Source organism: Hydrogenophaga sp. (assembly GCF_019264445.1).
GTDB lineage: Bacteria > Pseudomonadota > Gammaproteobacteria > Burkholderiales > Burkholderiaceae_C > Hydrogenophaga.
The window spans coordinates 17,136-31,780 of record NZ_JAHVAB010000044.1; the positions used below are offsets into that span (position 1 = coordinate 17,136).

The 14,645-nt window shown below is 65.4% G+C and carries 15 protein-coding genes; 5 read left to right on the plus strand and 10 right to left on the minus strand.

Annotated elements, in window-relative coordinates; translation table 11 throughout:
* Window positions 1-41 precede the first annotated feature (41 nt).
* The 10 genes from KXJ60_RS07735 to KXJ60_RS07780 form a co-directional block, all read right to left on the minus strand.
* Window positions 42-1,028: a MoxR family ATPase gene (locus KXJ60_RS07735; protein ID WP_291126011.1), complete on the minus strand. Its 987-nt coding sequence runs from the start codon at window positions 1,026-1,028 to the stop codon at window positions 42-44.
* Window positions 1,025-1,816, minus strand: coding sequence for a xanthine dehydrogenase family protein subunit M (locus tag KXJ60_RS07740; RefSeq protein ID WP_291126012.1), 792 nt, complete (start codon window positions 1,814-1,816; stop codon window positions 1,025-1,027). Before KXJ60_RS07740 ends, KXJ60_RS07735 begins: the two co-directional genes overlap by 4 nt.
* A gap of 10 nt (window positions 1,817-1,826) precedes the next feature.
* Window positions 1,827-4,208 carry a xanthine dehydrogenase family protein molybdopterin-binding subunit gene (locus tag KXJ60_RS07745; RefSeq protein WP_291126014.1) on the minus strand — a complete coding sequence of 794 codons (2,382 nt, stop codon included), beginning with the start codon at window positions 4,206-4,208 and terminating at the stop codon, window positions 1,827-1,829.
* A 135-nt stretch (window positions 4,209-4,343) separates the two neighbouring features.
* Window positions 4,344-4,808, minus strand: coding sequence for a (2Fe-2S)-binding protein (locus KXJ60_RS07750; RefSeq protein WP_291126016.1), 465 nt, complete (start codon window positions 4,806-4,808; stop codon window positions 4,344-4,346).
* A gap of 138 nt (window positions 4,809-4,946) precedes the next feature.
* A complete protein-coding gene (locus KXJ60_RS07755; RefSeq protein WP_291126018.1) occupies window positions 4,947-5,441 on the minus strand; it encodes a hypothetical protein in 495 nt (164 codons plus the stop codon).
* Window positions 5,442-5,509: 68 nt separating this feature from the next.
* Entirely contained in the window at window positions 5,510-5,893 is a 384-nt protein-coding gene (crcB, locus tag KXJ60_RS07760; RefSeq protein WP_291126021.1) for a fluoride efflux transporter CrcB, read from the minus strand.
* 25 nt (window positions 5,894-5,918) lie between these two features.
* Complete coding sequence (locus KXJ60_RS07765; RefSeq protein WP_291126023.1) at window positions 5,919-6,908, minus strand: recombination-associated protein RdgC; 990 nt, start codon at window positions 6,906-6,908, stop codon at window positions 5,919-5,921.
* Window positions 6,909-6,994: 86 nt separating this feature from the next.
* Window positions 6,995-8,290 carry a TRAP transporter large permease subunit gene (locus tag KXJ60_RS07770; protein ID WP_291126025.1) on the minus strand — a complete coding sequence of 432 codons (1,296 nt, stop codon included), beginning with the start codon at window positions 8,288-8,290 and terminating at the stop codon, window positions 6,995-6,997.
* Window positions 8,283-8,786 (minus strand): TRAP transporter small permease, encoded by a 504-nt coding sequence (locus KXJ60_RS07775; protein ID WP_291126026.1) that lies wholly within the window; start codon window positions 8,784-8,786, stop codon window positions 8,283-8,285. The genes KXJ60_RS07770 and KXJ60_RS07775 overlap by 8 nt, the downstream gene beginning before the upstream one ends.
* The gene (locus KXJ60_RS07780; RefSeq protein ID WP_291126028.1) at window positions 8,787-9,752 is read right to left on the minus strand and encodes a TRAP transporter substrate-binding protein; all 966 of its coding nucleotides are present in this window, start codon (window positions 9,750-9,752) and stop codon (window positions 8,787-8,789) included.
* 94 nt (window positions 9,753-9,846) lie between these two features.
* Between KXJ60_RS07780 and KXJ60_RS07785 the strand changes: the two genes are divergently transcribed.
* The 5 genes from KXJ60_RS07785 to KXJ60_RS07805 all read left to right on the plus strand — a co-directional run bounded on the left by KXJ60_RS07785 (window position 9,847) and on the right by KXJ60_RS07805 (window position 14,612).
* A complete protein-coding gene (locus KXJ60_RS07785) occupies window positions 9,847-10,782 on the plus strand; it encodes a LysR family transcriptional regulator (protein ID WP_291126030.1) in 936 nt (311 codons plus the stop codon).
* 92 nt (window positions 10,783-10,874) lie between these two features.
* Window positions 10,875-11,723 carry a putative hydro-lyase gene (locus KXJ60_RS07790; protein WP_291126032.1) on the plus strand — a complete coding sequence of 283 codons (849 nt, stop codon included), beginning with the start codon at window positions 10,875-10,877 and terminating at the stop codon, window positions 11,721-11,723.
* Window positions 11,724-11,736: 13 nt separating this feature from the next.
* On the plus strand, window positions 11,737-12,702 hold the full coding sequence (locus KXJ60_RS07795; protein ID WP_291126034.1) for a TRAP transporter substrate-binding protein: 966 nt from the start codon (window positions 11,737-11,739) through the stop codon (window positions 12,700-12,702).
* Between the two features lie 74 nt (window positions 12,703-12,776).
* Entirely contained in the window at window positions 12,777-13,286 is a 510-nt protein-coding gene (locus KXJ60_RS07800; protein WP_291126036.1) for a TRAP transporter small permease, read from the plus strand.
* Window positions 13,287-13,313: 27 nt separating this feature from the next.
* Window positions 13,314-14,612: a TRAP transporter large permease subunit gene (locus tag KXJ60_RS07805; RefSeq protein ID WP_291126038.1), complete on the plus strand. Its 1,299-nt coding sequence runs from the start codon at window positions 13,314-13,316 to the stop codon at window positions 14,610-14,612.
* Window positions 14,613-14,645 lie beyond the last annotated feature (33 nt).

The window sequence follows — 14,645 nt, forward strand, 5'->3', positions numbered from 1 at the left end:
ACAGGCTCAGCCCGAACGGGGTCTGACTCGGCACGAACAGGTCATTCCTGAGGCTCCAAAAGCTTGTCCAGCATCGGCAGCAGCGCTGCCACGTCTTCGCGCTGCTTGAACAGGATGCCGGCCGTGTCCTGGATGACCTCGGGGTCGAGGGTGAGGGTGTCCAGCGCCACGAGCGCCTTGGCCCATTCCACGCTTTCGGCAATGCCGGGGCTGCGCTGGAAAGCGTTGGCAAAGGGCTGGTTGCGCAGGCGCGAAACGAAGCGCGTGACCTGTTCGGTGAGCACGGCGCTGGCCTGCGGCACCTGGCTCCTCACGATGGCCAGCTCGCGCTCGCGCTCGGGGTAGTCCAGCCATTGGTAGAGGCAGCGCCGTTTCACTGCGTCGTTGAGGTCGCGCGTGCGGTTGCTGGTGAGGATGGTCAGGGGCGCGGCCACCGCGCGAATGGTGCCCAGCTCGGGAATGCTCACCTGGTATTCGCCGAGGTATTCCAGCAGGAAGGCCTCGAAGGGTTCGTCCGCGCGGTCCACTTCGTCAATGAGCAGCACGGCGCCGGGTTCGGGTGTCTGCAGCGCCTGCAGGAGCGGGCGGCGAATCAGGTAGCGCTCCTGGTACACCTCGCGCTCGATCTCGTCGGGCGTGGAAGTGTGCCCGCCACCGCCGGGCCGCCCCAAGGCGGCGGAGGCCCCCTCGGGGGGCAGTGAGGACACGCCAGTGCCGAACGTGGGGGCCATTTGAGCTGCGCGCATGTGCAGCAGCTGCGCGGTGTGGTTCCACTCGTACAGCGCTTCGCGCTGTTCCATGCCGTCGTAGCACTGCAGGCGCAGCAGCGGCCGGCCCAGCACCCGCGCCAGCGCTTTGGCCAGCTCGGTCTTGCCCACCCCTGGTTCGCCTTCGAGCAGCAGCGGGCGCTGCAGCCGCATGGCCAGGAACACGGCGGTGGCCAGCCGCCGCGGAGCGTGGTAACCCACGCCCTCCAGGGCGTGGGTGAGGCCGTCGATGGTGCTGGTGTCGGCCGGCACCCGGCTCATCCGTTCGCCTGGCGCACGGCGGCCTGCGTCTGCACCTTGATGAGGTGCGCACGGTAGGCGGCGCTGGCGTGCAGGTCGCTGCTGATGTCGCTCGCGTCAATGGCTACGTCCTTCACCGCGTCAGGCGTGAAGCTCTTGCCCAGCGCGGCTTCGAGCCCCGCATGGCGGAACACGCCGTTGCCGGTGCCCGTGACGGCCACGCGCACACCCCCTGCGGTCTGGGCCACGAACACGCCCACCAGCGCAAAGCGCGAGGCCGGCTGGCGGAACTTGGCATACGCCGCCTTGGTGGGAATGGGGAAGCGGATCGCGGTGATCAGCTCGCCCGGCTCGAGTGCCGTGGTGTACAGGCCTTGAAAGAAGTCGTCGGCCGCGATCTGGCGCCGGTCGGTCACCACGGTCGCGCCCAGGCCCAGCACGGCGCTGGGGTAGCAGGCCGCCGGGTCGTTGTTGGCGACCGAGCCCCCCATCGTGCCGCGTGCGCGCACCTGGCGGTCTCCAATGCCATTGGCCAGATCGGCCAGGCCGGGGATGAGCTTGCGCACGTCGGCGTGGTTGGCCACGTCCTGGTGGCAGGTCATGGCGCCGACGACGAGTGTCTGCCCGTCGACCTTGACGCCGCGCAGTTCGGCCACGCCGCCGAGGTCCACGAGGTTTTCGGGCCGCATGAGGCGTTGCTTCATCGAGGCGATGAGGGTCTGGCCGCCCGCCAGCGCTTGCGCGCCGGCCGAGGCCAGGGTCTTGGCGTCTGCCAGGGTCTTGGGCTGTTCGAGGGTGAATGCGTACATGGTGTGCTCCTTACTTCTGGGCTGCGCGGATGGCTTCCCAGACGCGGCTGGGGCTCGCGGGCATGTCGAGTTCTTTCACGCCCAGGGGCGCGAGTGCGTCGAGCACGGCGTTGATCACCGCGGGCGGTGAGCCGATGGCGCCGGCTTCACCGCAGCCCTTGGTGCCCAGCGGGTTGGTGGTGCAGGGAGTCACGACATGGCCCAGGCGGAAGTCGGGCACATCGTCGGCGCGCGGCATCGCGTAGTCCATGAACGAGCCGGTGACTAGCTGGCCGGTCTCGCGGTCGTACACGCAGTTTTCCAGTAGCGCCTGGCCAATGCCTTGCACCAGGCCGCCGTGCACCTGACCCTCGACGATCATCGGGTTGATGATGGTGCCGAAGTCGTCCACCGCGGTGAAGCGGTCGATGCGCACCACACCGGTGTTGGGGTCGATCTCGACCTCGCAGATGTGCGTGCCGGCCGGGAAGGTGAAGTTGGTCGGGTCGTAGAACGCGGTTTCGTTCAGGCCCGGCTCCAGCTTGTCCAGCGGGTAGTTGTGCGGCACGTAGGCGGTGAGCGCGACCTGCCCGAAGGTGACCTTCTTGTCGGTGCCCTTCACGGTGAATTCGCCGTTGGCGAAGTCCACGTCGGCATCGCCGGTCTCCATCAGGTGGGCCGCGATCTTCTTGGCCTTGGCTTCGATCTTGTCGAGCGCACGCATGATGGCCGCGCCGCCGACCGAGATGGAGCGCGAGCCGTACGTGCCCATGCCGAAGGGCACGCGACCGGTGTCGCCGTGCACGATGTCCACCTGCGACGGGTCCAGCCCCAGGCGAGACGCCACGACCTGCGCGAAGGTGGTTTCGTGGCCCTGGCCATGGCTGTGCGAGCCGGTGAACACCGTCACGCTGCCCGTGGGGTGCACGCGCACCTCACCGCATTCAAACAGGCCCGCGCGTGCACCGAGCGCACCCGCGATGTTCGACGGCGCCAGACCGCAGGCCTCGATGTAGCTGCTGTAGCCCACACCGCGCACCAGCCCTTTGGCCTTGGATTCGGCCTTGCGTGCCTCCAGCCCGGCGATGTCGTGCAGCTCGTTGGCTTTTTGCAGGCACTGCGGGAAATCGCCCGTGTCGTACTGCAAAGCCACCGGGGTCTGGTACGGGAACTCGGTGATGAAGTTGCGGCGACGGATCTCGTCCTGCGTCAGGCCCATGTCCCACGCCGCGCGGCTCACGATGCGCTCGAGCAGGTAGGTGGCTTCGGGCCGGCCGGCGCCCCGGTAGGCGTCCACCGGCGCGGTGTTGGTGAACCAGGCGTCCACCTCCACGTACACCTGCGGCGTCTTGTACTGGCCCGCCAGCAGCGTGGCGTACAGGATGGTCGGCACGGCGGTGGAGAAGGTGGAGAGGTAGGCACCCAGGTTGGCGTCGGTGTGCACCTTGAAGGCCAGGAACTTGCCGTCCTTGTCCATCGCCAGCTCGGCGTGCGTCACGTGATCGCGGCCGTGTGCGTCGCACAGGAAGGCCTCGGAGCGGTCGCAGTTCCACTTGATGGCGCAGTTGAGCTTCTTGGACGCCCAGGTCAGGCACACGTCTTCAGCGTAGAGGTAGATCTTGGCGCCGAAGCCACCGCCCACATCTGGCGCAATCACACGCACCTTGTGCTCGGGCAGGCCCATCACGAACGCCGTCATGAGCAGGCGCTCGACGTGCGGGTTCTGGTTGGAGACGTACAGCGTGTAGTCGTCGCCCGCGCGGTTGTACGACGCGATGGCCGCCCGCGGCTCCATCGGGTTGGGCGCCAGGCGGTTGTTGGTCAGGTCGATCTTGGTGACGTGGGCGGCGTTGGCAAACGCGGCGTCCACCTGGCCCTTGTCGCCAATCGCCCACTTGTAGCAGTGGTTGTCGGCAGCGGCCTCGTGCAGCGAGGGTGCGCCGGATTTCATGGCGTCCAGCACATTCACCACGGCCGACAGCGGCTCGTAGTCCACGTCGACCAGTTCGGCCGCGTTCTTGGCGTTCTCCAGCGTGTCGGCGATCACCATGGCCACGTGGTCGCCCACGTAGCGCACCTTGCCCAGCGCGAGGATGGGGTGCGGTGGCTCCTTCATGGGCTGGCCATTGACGTCGGTGATCAGCCAGCCGCAGGGCAGGCCACCGATCTTGTCGGCCGCCACATCGTTGCCGTCAAAGATGCCGATGACGCCTGGCGACTTGAGCGCCGCCGCCTTGTCGACCTTGCGGATGTGGGCGTGGGCGTGCGGCGAGCGCACAAACACCGCGTGGTGCATGTTGGGCAGCACGATGTCGTCGGTGTACTGGCCCGCGCCCGTGAGGAAACGGTAGTCTTCCTTGCGCAGCAGCGATTCACCGATGTGCGGAAGCTTGGAAAAGTCGGATGCACCCATGTCATTTGCTCCAGTGAGCGCCGAACCGTGTACGGCGCAGAAAAGGTTCGAATCCAGAGGCGCCGCGGAACTGGCTCTGCCAGGCCGCAGGCACCGCCCCCTTGAGGGGGTCGCGCGAAGCGCGGCGGGGGTGGGTCACTTCATGGCGGCAGCGCCTTGCTGCACGGCCTTGACGATGTTCTGGTAACCGGTGCAACGGCACAGGTTGCCTTCGAGCAGCTCGCGAATTTCCGTGCTGCTGGCGCCCGGGTTCGACTTGCACAGGCTCACCGAGCTCATCACCATGCCGGGCGTGCAGAAGCCGCACTGCAGGCCGTGGCATTCCTTGAAGGCCGCCTGCATCGGGTGCAGGGTGCCATCGGCCTGGGCGAGGCCTTCAATGGTGGTGACTTCCGTGCCTGCGGCCTGGGCCAGCAGCATGTTGCACGACTTCACCGCGCGGCCGTCGAGCATGACGGTGCAGGCGCCGCACTGGGCGGTGTCGCAACCCACGTGGGTGCCGGTGAGCTTGAGGTGTTCGCGGATGGCCTGGACCAGCAGCGTGTGGGGTGGCGCGTCGATGGTCACCGGTTTGCCGTTGACCTTGAGTTGAACCTGCATGGCTTGTCTCCTTGTTGTGATGGGGCACAACAAGTTGAGCACGCAGGCCGCGCGCCGATTTGCGGGTTAACCCTGAAATCGCCCGCCCGGCCCCAATCATTCTCAAATTGAGACGTGGCGCGGGCGCCGCCGGCGCGTTCAGAGCGGCTGGCTGGCCGAGCGCGGGATGTCGGGCCGGTAGCGCAAGCTCACCAGCGTGCCGTCGAGCACCTGCAGGTGCAGGCTGGTGCGGCGGTAAGACCACTTGCGGTCAATGCCCACCGTGAGCGGGTCCTGCCGGCTCTTGGTGCTGATCTCCAGCCCATAGCGCGAGCGCAGGGAGGCGGTGACGCGCTGGGCAATGGCCTGCGCCTCCTGGGGCGAGCCGGCTTGCGCCTGCAGCACGACGCTCTGCAACTGGTTGTTCTCGAAGCCGAACGCCACCTCGAATGGGGTGCCCACCAGCTCCTCGGCTGCAATGACCAGCAGCACGCGGCCATCGGTGGGGCTGCTGCGGTCGGTCGGCCGTGCCTCCGGCACCAGCGCGCTCACCTCGGCCGGCGTGGACCCGGCGGGCACCCCACGCCAAAGGGCCTGCGCCGAAGCGCTCAGCGAACACAACAACAGGGTGGCGCAGACAAGGAACGGTTTCATGTGAGGCGTTGGACGCAGAACGGGCCGCGGAGTTCGCGCAGCGGCAGGCAGGCTGCCCGCGGCGTGCGCTAGGTGGGCGTGAACCAGATGGCCGCCGTGCGCATGCCCAGCCATGTGAGCAAGAGCGAGCCGAACAGGTGCAGGCCGGCGGTGCCCATGGCCAGCGCCACGCGGCCGTGCTGCAGCATGGACATGACTTCCACCGAAAACGTGGAGAAGGTGGTGAGCGCCCCCAGGAAGCCGGTGATGATCGCCAGCCGCCAGGCCGGATCCAGCTGCGTCTGGCTCTGGAAGAACACGACCGCCAGGCCGATCACATAGGCGCCGATCCAGTTGGCCGCCAGCGTGCCCCAGGGCAGCACGGCGGCGCCATGGTTGAGCCACAGGCTCAGGCGCCAGCGGGCCAGCGCACCGAGCACGGCCCCGAGCGAGATGGCGATGGCGCTGTGCATGGCCTTGCGGTTGCGTCAGCTGCGCTCAGAACGGCGGGCCGTCGTCGTCCGCACCGGCGGTCACCGGCTCGCGCTGTGCCGGGGCGGGTGCGGGGTCGGCATCGGCCGCCGCGCCAAAGGCCATTTCGCCGCCCAGGGCCTCGATCAGCTCGGGAATGAGCTTCTGCAGTTCGCCGGTGGACAGCGCCACGTCCGCATCGAAGCCGTTCTCGCCTTCGTCAGGCCGGCCGTCGAACACGCCTTCGAGGAAGCTGATTTTCTTGACCTGCAGCGATTCGGTGAGCACGAAGCCGATGCGGCCTTCCCAGCTCATGGCCAGGCGCGTGGGCAGCTTGCCTTCGGTGATGTGCTTGCGCACCTCGTCGGTGGCCAGGTTGTGGCGGGTGAACTTCACGACCGACTTTTCTTCGTCGCCCGACTTGAGCTCGCACTCGCGCTCCACCGCGAAGCCGCCCGGCCATTCGTCGGGTGTGGTGGCCGAGAGCCATTGCGTCATGGCGGTTTGCGGCGTCACCGCCGTCTGCAGCAGCGTGATGGCCAGGCCGTCAAAGGCCCGCACGAGCGCGGTCACCACCTCGTCGAGCTTGCCCTGGCTGCTGGCGTCGGTGATGAGCCAGCCATTCTCCAGATCCATCCAGACCCAGACGTTCATCTGACGCGCGAACGCCTGCGGCAGCAGGGCCAGCAGCGCGTCTTCGCGCAGCGCCTTGGTTTCCTTCTTGCCGGGTTTGCGGCCGGTGGTGGCCTCGATGTGGTCGGCTTCTTCCTGGGCCTTCTTTCGCACCACCGAGCCTGGAACGCCCTTGGTTTCGATTTGCAGCTTGAGGATGCGCTGGCCAGCCACCGACTCCACCAGCGGGCCATGCGCCTCACCGCGGGGCTCGACCCAGCCGACCGACTTGTCCTGCGTGGCACCGCAGGGCACAAAACGGGCCGCGTCCAGCGCGGCCTCCATGTCTTCCAGCGTCGCGGCCCAGCCGGGCGCGATGCGGTAGATCGTCACATTCTTGAACACGGGAATCCTCGTTGAGCTGCAAAAAAACAGGCCCGTCACAGCGGCTGTGACGGGCCTAGCATCTTAGGTGATCGGGCCTGGGCGCTTCACATGCGGGAAGGCAGCCAGTTCACGATCTGCGGGAACCACCAGAGCAGCAGCACGGCCAGCACCATCAGGAAGAAATAGGGCATGCAGACCCGGGCAATCCAGGTGATCTCGCGCTTGGTCATGCCTTGCAGCACGAACAGGTTGAAACCCACAGGTGGCGTGATCTGCGCCATTTCCACCACGATGACGATGAAGATGCCGAACCAGATCAGGTCGATGCCCGCGGCCGTGACCGTGGGCAGGATCACGCCCATGGTGAGCACGATCATCGAAATGCCATCGAGGAAGCAGCCGAGCACGATGTAGAACAGCGCCAGCGCCAGCAGCAGCACGCCGGGCGACAGGTTCAGGCTGGTGACGAACTCGGCCAGGTGCCGCGGCAGACCGATGTAGCCCATGGCCAGCGTGAGGAAGGCTGCGCCCGCCAGGATGAGCGCGATCATGCAATAGAGGCGCGTGGCCCCCAGCAGCGAGTCGCGAAAGGTCGCCCAGTTGAGCGAGCCCTGCGCGGCCGACAGGATGAGCGCCCCCACCACGCCCACCGCCGCCGCTTCCGTGGCGGTGGCAATGCCGGTGTAAATGGTGCCGATCACACCCCCAATGAGCATGACCACGGGGATCAGGTGGCGCGACTCATTGAGCTTCTGCAGGAAGCTCAAGCTGGCATCGCTGCGCGGCACCTTGTCCGGGTTGAGCAGCGCCCACACCATGAGGTGGCCACTGAACAGGGCCGCCAGCATCAGGCCAGGCAGCACGCCCGCCACGAACAGCTTGGCAATCGACACCTCTGCCGCCACGCCGTAGACGATCATGATGATCGATGGCGGGATCAGCAAACCCAGTGTGCTGGCGCCGCCCAGCGAGCCCACGATCTTCTCGGGCGGGTAGCCGCGCCGTGTCAGCTCGGGGATGGTCATCTTGCCGATGGTGGCGCAGGTGGCCGCCGAAGAGCCCGAGACCGCCGCAAAGATGGTGCTGCCCAGGATGTTGGTGTGGAGCAGGCGGCCGGGCAGGGCGTTCACCCACGGCGCCAGTCCCTTGAACATGCTTTCGGACAGCTTCGTGCGGAAGAGAATTTCACCCATCCACACAAACAGCGGCAGCGCCGTGAGCGTCCAGCTGCTCGCCGATCCCCAGATGGTGATGGCCATCGCGTCACCCGCCGGGCGCGAAGAGAACAGCTCCATGCCGATCCAGGCCACGCCTGCCAGCGTGAGCCCGATCCAGACGCCACTGCCCAGCAGCACGAACAGCGAGACGATCAGCAGCGTGGTGATGACGACTTCATTCATGCCGCGTCTCCACACTGGCGTGCGACCGCTTGCGCTGGAATTCCAGCACCCACTCGTCCAGGAAGGCGATCAGCAAGACGCTGGTGCCCAGGCCCATCAGGATTTGCGGAATCCAGAGCGCCGTGCCGTCGGCAGACGTGGAGATGTCATGAAACTCGTGCGACTGCCAGGCCAGGCGCCACGCGTAGACGGCGAGCAAACCGGCCAGCAGCACCGCCACAGACAACGACCACAACTCCATGCCGCGCCGTGCGCCACCGGTGAGCTTGTCGATGATCAGGGTGACACGGATATGCTCCCCTGACTTGAGCGTGTGCGCCAGTGCCAGGAACCCGGCACCGGCCATCGCATAGCCCGCATACGCGTCGGTGCCCGGGATGTAGAACTGGAACATGCGACCCAGCATGGACAGCAGCACCATGACCAGCACGCCGATCATGAAGAGCGCCGCCAGCCAGATCGAGCCGGTGTAGAGGGCGTTGAGCAGTTTCCTCATTTACTTGCGGTACGCATCGAGCATGGCCTGGCCTTCCGGACCGGCCTTCTCCAGCCACTCCTTCACCATGGTGTCGCCCACCTTCTGCATGTCGGCCTTGAGCGCGGCGGACGGCGCTTCCACCGCCATGCCGTTGGTCTTGAGAATGGCCAGCGTGTCGGTGTTGACCTTTTGCGAAGCGGCCCAGCCGCGCGCTTCAGCCTCGGCACCCGCTTTGAGCAACGCATCCTGCGTGGGCTTGTCCAGCGCATCGAAGGCCTTCTTGTTCACGATCACGGCGTTCTTGGGCAGCCAGGCCTGCACGTCGTAGTAGTACTTCAGGTGCTCATACAGCTTGCTGTCGACGCCCGTTGCGCCCGATGTCATGTTGGATTCGACAACGCCGGTGGCGAGCGCCTGCGAAAGCTCGGCGGCCTGCACGGTCACCGGCTGCGCGCCAACGAGTTCTGCGATGCGCGAAGTGGCCGGGCTGTAGGCGCGCCATTTGCTGCCCTTGAGGTCGGCGGCGCTCGTCACAGGCTTCTTGCTGTAGATGCCCTGGGGTGGCCAGGCCACGGCGTACAGCAGCGTCATGCCTTGCTCGGCCAGCTTCTTCTGCAGGATGGGTTTCTGTGCGTTGTACAGCTTCATCGAGTCTGCGTAGCTGGTGGCGAGAAAGGGCAGGCCGTCGGCACCGAACATCTGCCACTCGTTCTGGTAGGCCGCGAGCAGGATCTCGCCAATCTGCGCCTGACCGCCTTGCACGGCGCGCTTGATCTCTGGCGCCTTGAAGAGCGAAGCACCCGGGTGCACCGTGATCTTCAGCTTGCCGGCCGTGGCCTTGTCCACGTCGGCGGCGAACGTCGCCAGGTTGACGGAATGGAAATTGGTCGCTGGGTACGCCGCAGGCAAATCCCACTTCGTTTGCGCCTGTGCGGCGGAACTCAAGACCAGGGCGGCTGCAATCAGTCCAAAGGTGTGCTTCATGGAATCTCCGGGACAATGGTGGAATGAAGAGGCTACGCAGCATAAATGCAAGTACCAGGCCAGGTGCCAGAGTGTTTTCCCCGGGGTCACTGCCATGAACCTTCGTTTTGTCGAAGCCTTCTACTGGGTCGCTTCACTCAAAAGCGTCACGCGTGCGGCCGACAAACTGTTCCTCACCCAGTCCGCCATGTCCAGTCGCATCGCGGCCCTGGAGGAAGAACTGGGCGTGCTGCTGCTTGACAGGCGGGACAAGCAGTTCCGCCTGACCATCGCCGGCGCGCGGTTCTTCACCTATGCACAGCGCCTTCTCGAATTGCAGCGCGAGGTGAAGGCCGAGATGGGTTCCGGTGCGGCATTGGCGGTCTCGCTGCGCATCGGCGCCATCGAGTCCGTGCTGCACTCATGGCTCATTCCCTGGATCGAAAAGCTGCGCGCAGATCACCCTTCCCTGGCGCTGGAACTCACTGTGGAAACCACACCGATCCTGGTGGAGCAAGTGCAGCGCGGCACACAAGACATCGTGTTTGCCGCTTTGCCGGCTGCCGCCGACGGTGTGCGCAGCCGCAGCCTGCCACCCATGGACATGGTGTTCATCGGCAACGATCGCCTGCATCGCAAGCGCCGGTACGCGCTGGAAGAACTCGGTGCTCTGGAGCTCCTCACCTTTCAAAAGGGCTCGCATCCGCACGTGGCGTTGCTGGATCTCTTTCGCAGCGAGGGTCTGGAGCCTGGCCGCGTGCACGCGATTTCCTCCATCTCCGCGATGGTGCAACTGGTTCAAGGTGGCTTTGGCGTGGCCACCCTGCCGCTCAAAGCGGTGCAGCGCATGCAGAACTACCCGCTTCTTCGCACGCTGACCTGCGCCAGCAAACTGCAGCCCTTGCCGATACACGCCAGCTACCGCACCGATCCGACCAACGATGCGGTCGAGACCGTGCTGAAGTCGGCGCTGGCCTTTGTGGATGCGAATGCTGGCTCCATGAAAAACACGGGGCGTGCACCAACACGGCGCGCAACGCCCCGTTCTTGATCATCGAGAAAATCGATGACGTAAGCGAAAAATTTTGAATTTGAAATCCTGCTGACCGGACTCCAGAATCCGTCCCACGTCGTCACGGCGACATGGTCAACGAACAAGGAGACGGGGTGAGAGCAGCTTCAGAGCAGGCATGGCAAGTGTTCGGACAGCAGGGCGCGCTCAGCGCTTCGCACGTTCGATCACGCATCCGCGAGGGCCAATGGACATCGCACACCAGCGGCCTTGCTGACCAACACGTTCAGGGCAACGTCGTCATCCTGCCCCAGGCGCAGGCGATGGATTTCCTTCTGTACTGCCAGCGAAATCCCAAGCCCTGCCCGTTGCTGGCTGTGTCCGAGCCAGGGAAGCCCCTTCTTTCCACGCTCGGCACGGACATCGACATCCGGTCCGACCTGCCTCGCTATCGCGTCTGGCGCGATGGCAAGTTGACCGATGAGCCCACCGACATCACGCACCTCTGGCGCGATGACCTGGTGACCTTTGTCATTGGTTGCTCGTTCTCGTTTGAGCAGGCGCTCATTGCCGCCGGCATGTCGCTGCGCCACGTGGACGAAGGCCGCAACGTCGCCATGTACCGCACCGACATCGCGACGGCGGCAGCAGGCCCTTTTCATGGGCCGATGGTGGTGTCCATGCGCCCGCTGAAGGCCGCCGACGTCGTTCGTGCGGTCCAGATCACCTCCCGTTTTCCAGACGTCCATGGCGCACCGGTGCACATCGGTGATCCCTCCCTGATCGGCATTCACGACCTCTCGCGTCCCGACTTCGGTGATGGGGTGGTGGTGATGCCCGATGAACTGCCGGTGTTCTGGGCCTGCGGCGTCACGCCGCAGGCCGCCATCCAGCAGGCCCGCCCCGCGTTCTGCATCACGCATGCCCCAGGCGCGATGCTGATCACCGACTTACTCAACCACCAGCTAGCCAGTTTCTGAACAGGAGTTTCCGATGAAAAAGATGTTGTTCTGCCTCTCCGCGCTCACCTTCGCCGCTCTGGCCTCTGCACAGACCAAATGGGACCTGCCCACCGGCTACTCGGCCAACAGCTTCCAGACGCAGAACGTGCAGCAGTTCGCCAACGAAGTTGAGCAGCTCACGGGCGGCAAGCTCAAGATCACGCTGCACCCGGGTGGCTCGCTCTACAAGGCCAACGAGATCAAGCGCGCGGTGCAGACCGGGCAAGTGCCCGCGGCGGAGTTCATTCTGTCGGGCTCGGCGAACGAGAACCCCCTGTTCGGTGTGGACTCCATCCCCTTCCTCGCCACCAGCTATCCGGCGGCACGGCGACTGTACGAGGCCGCCAGGCCCGCGCAGGACAAGCTGCTGGCATCGCAAGGCATGAAGGTGCTGTTTTCGGTGCCCTGGCCGGGTCAGTCGCTGTACTCCATCAAGCCGGTGAACAGCCCGGCCGACCTCGCCGGCACGAAGATGCGCGCCTACAACCCGGCCACGACCCGCATCGCCCAGTTGCTCAAGGCGCAGCCCGTGACCATTCAGCTGGCGGAACTGCCGCAGGCATTGGCCACCGGTGGTGTGCAGAACTTCCTGACCTCCAGCGCCAGCGGCGTGGAGAGCAAGCTGCATGAGCAGGTGAAGTATTTCTACCCGGTGAGCGCCTGGTTGCCCCGCAATGCGACGGTGGTGAACCAGAAGGCCTTTGATGCGCTGGACAAGGCCACGCAAGACGCCGTGATCAAGGCCGCCGCCGCTGCCGAGCAGCGGGGCTGGGTCACGAGCGAGCGCCTGGACGGTGAGTTCATCAAGGAGCTGGGTACCAAGGGCATGACCATCGGGGCACCTTCGGAGGCCCTCAGGAAAGAGTTGTCCGCGATCGGCGACGCCATGACCGCAGACTGGATCAAGGCAGCGGGGCCGGAGGGTCAGGCGGTGATCGAAGCCTACCGCGGCCGCTGACAGGCCCGCCGCAGCGGGCCAGACCTGCGCCCGCTGCGTTCATTCCCATGTTTTTTCCGAACCAGGAGGGTGCGGTGGCACAACTCGTCTTTCGCTTTTATCAGGCGCTCATGTTCCTGTCCTGCGTGTCCATGGTGGCCGCCTTCCTGGCCGTGCTCCTGGGCGTGGTGGCCCGCGAGGTGCATTGGGATGTGGTGGGCCTCGATGCCTATGCGGGCTACGCCATCGCTTGCGCGCTGTTCCTCGCCTTGCCCGCCACGCTCAGGAAGGGCGAGCACATCCGGGTCACGCTGTTGCTGGACCGTCTGCCGGCAGGTGTGCGCGGCGCGCTGGAGTGGGCTTGCCTGGGGCTGGGCTTTGCCATGGCGCTGACTCTGGCGTGGTACGCGACGCGCCTGGTCTGGGTGTCCTGGATCACGCACGACATCTCCCCCGGTGCCGACGCCTCTCCCTTGTGGATTCCGCAACTGGGCATGGCGCTGGGCTGTCTCGGCTTTGCCCTGTCGTTCGCCCATGCGCTGTGGCTGCGCTGGCAAGGCGAGCACTTCATCGCGGTGGGTGCGGAAGCCGCGCGCACCGAGTAAACGTCCTTCACCATCGAAAGAACTCCCATGGATATTCTGATTGCTGGCGCCTTGATGGTGTTTCTGCTCGTGCTGCTCGGCGCTGGCTTGTGGATTGGCCTCGCGCTGCTGGCGGTGGCGCTGGTGGGCATGGAGCTCTTTACCTCCCGACCCGTGGGCGACAGCATGATGCTGACGATCTGGGGGGCGAGTTCGAGCTGGACGTTGACCGCGTTGCCGCTGTTTCTGTGGATGGGCGAAATCCTCTTCAGGAGCAAGCTCTCGGACGACATGTTCAAAGGCTTGGCCCCATGGCTGGATCGCCTGCCAGGCCGTCTGCTGCACACGAACGTGGTGGGTTGCACGATCTTTGCGGCGATCTCCGGTTCATCGGCCGCGACCTGCGCGACCATTGGCAAGATCACCTTGCCCGAGCTCAAGAAGCGCGGTTATCCCGACGGCATCGCCGTGGGTACGCTGGCCGGCGCGGGCACCCTGGGCCTGTTGATCCCGCCCTCGATCATCATGATCGTCTACGGTGTGGCCGCCAACGTGTCGATTGCCAAGCTCTTCCTGGCCGGCGTGATCCCGGGCCTCATGCTGGCCGCATTTTTCATGGGTTACATCATGGTGTGGGCGCTGTTCAACAAGGACAAGGTGCCTGCGGCCGACGCCGCCACGACGTTCAGACAAAAGCTCCATGCCTCGCGGCACCTGATCCCGGTGGTGTCGTTGATCGGTCTGGTGCTTGGCGGCATTTACAGCGGCATCGCGACCGCGACCGAGGCGGCTGCGCTGGGCGTGGGTGGTGCGCTGATCCTGGCCAGGATCGAAGGCTCGTTGAACTGGGAGCGCTTCAAGGAGGGGCTGGTGGCCGCCTGCCGCGTGTACTGCATGATCGGCCTGATCCTGGCGGGGGCCGCGTTCCTGACACTCGCGATGGGTTTCATCGGTCTGCCCCGGCACCTGGCGGAGTTCATCGGCGGACTGCATCTCTCCCCGTTCAACCTGATGCTGCTGCTGGTGGTGTTCTTCATCGTTCTGGGTTGTTTCCTGGATGGCATTTCCATGGTGGTCCTGACGATTGCCGTCTTGTTGCCCACGGTGGAGGCGGCGGGTTTCGACTTGATCTGGTTCGGCATCTTCATCGTGCTGGTGGTCGAGATGGCCCAGATCACACCCCCCGTCGGATTCAATCTGTTTGTGATTCAAGGTCTCACCCGCCGCGAGGTGACCTGGATCGCCCGCACCGCGCTGCCCTTGTTTGTGCTGATGCTGGTGGCGGTGTTGCTGACCTACTTTGTGCCAGACGTGGTGCTCTGGTTGCCCACCCGGATGCAAGGTTGACAGCATGATCACGTCGGCGGCCACGGGCGCTGG

Bases quoted from the DNA above. Each gene is read 5' to 3' on its own strand.
- KXJ60_RS07790 (WP_291126032.1), top strand. From the start codon at position 10,875: ATGGTCAACGAACAAGGAGACGGGGTGAGAGCAGCTTCAGAGCAGGCA.
- KXJ60_RS07735 (WP_291126011.1), bottom strand. From the start codon at position 1,028: ATGAGCCGGGTGCCGGCCGACACCAGCACCATCGACGGCCTCACCCAC.
- KXJ60_RS07775 (WP_291126026.1), bottom strand. From the start codon at position 8,786: ATGAGGAAACTGCTCAACGCCCTCTACACCGGCTCGATCTGGCTGGCG.
- KXJ60_RS07795 (WP_291126034.1), top strand. From the start codon at position 11,737: ATGAAAAAGATGTTGTTCTGCCTCTCCGCGCTCACCTTCGCCGCTCTG.
- KXJ60_RS07745 (WP_291126014.1), bottom strand. From the start codon at position 4,208: ATGGGTGCATCCGACTTTTCCAAGCTTCCGCACATCGGTGAATCGCTG.
- KXJ60_RS07805 (WP_291126038.1), top strand. From the start codon at position 13,314: ATGGATATTCTGATTGCTGGCGCCTTGATGGTGTTTCTGCTCGTGCTG.
- crcB (WP_291126021.1), bottom strand. From the start codon at position 5,893: ATGCACAGCGCCATCGCCATCTCGCTCGGGGCCGTGCTCGGTGCGCTG.
- KXJ60_RS07770 (WP_291126025.1), bottom strand. From the start codon at position 8,290: ATGAATGAAGTCGTCATCACCACGCTGCTGATCGTCTCGCTGTTCGTG.
- KXJ60_RS07740 (WP_291126012.1), bottom strand. From the start codon at position 1,816: ATGTACGCATTCACCCTCGAACAGCCCAAGACCCTGGCAGACGCCAAG.
- KXJ60_RS07750 (WP_291126016.1), bottom strand. From the start codon at position 4,808: ATGCAGGTTCAACTCAAGGTCAACGGCAAACCGGTGACCATCGACGCG.
- KXJ60_RS07755 (WP_291126018.1), bottom strand. From the start codon at position 5,441: ATGAAACCGTTCCTTGTCTGCGCCACCCTGTTGTTGTGTTCGCTGAGC.
- KXJ60_RS07785 (WP_291126030.1), top strand. From the start codon at position 9,847: ATGAACCTTCGTTTTGTCGAAGCCTTCTACTGGGTCGCTTCACTCAAA.
- KXJ60_RS07780 (WP_291126028.1), bottom strand. From the start codon at position 9,752: ATGAAGCACACCTTTGGACTGATTGCAGCCGCCCTGGTCTTGAGTTCC.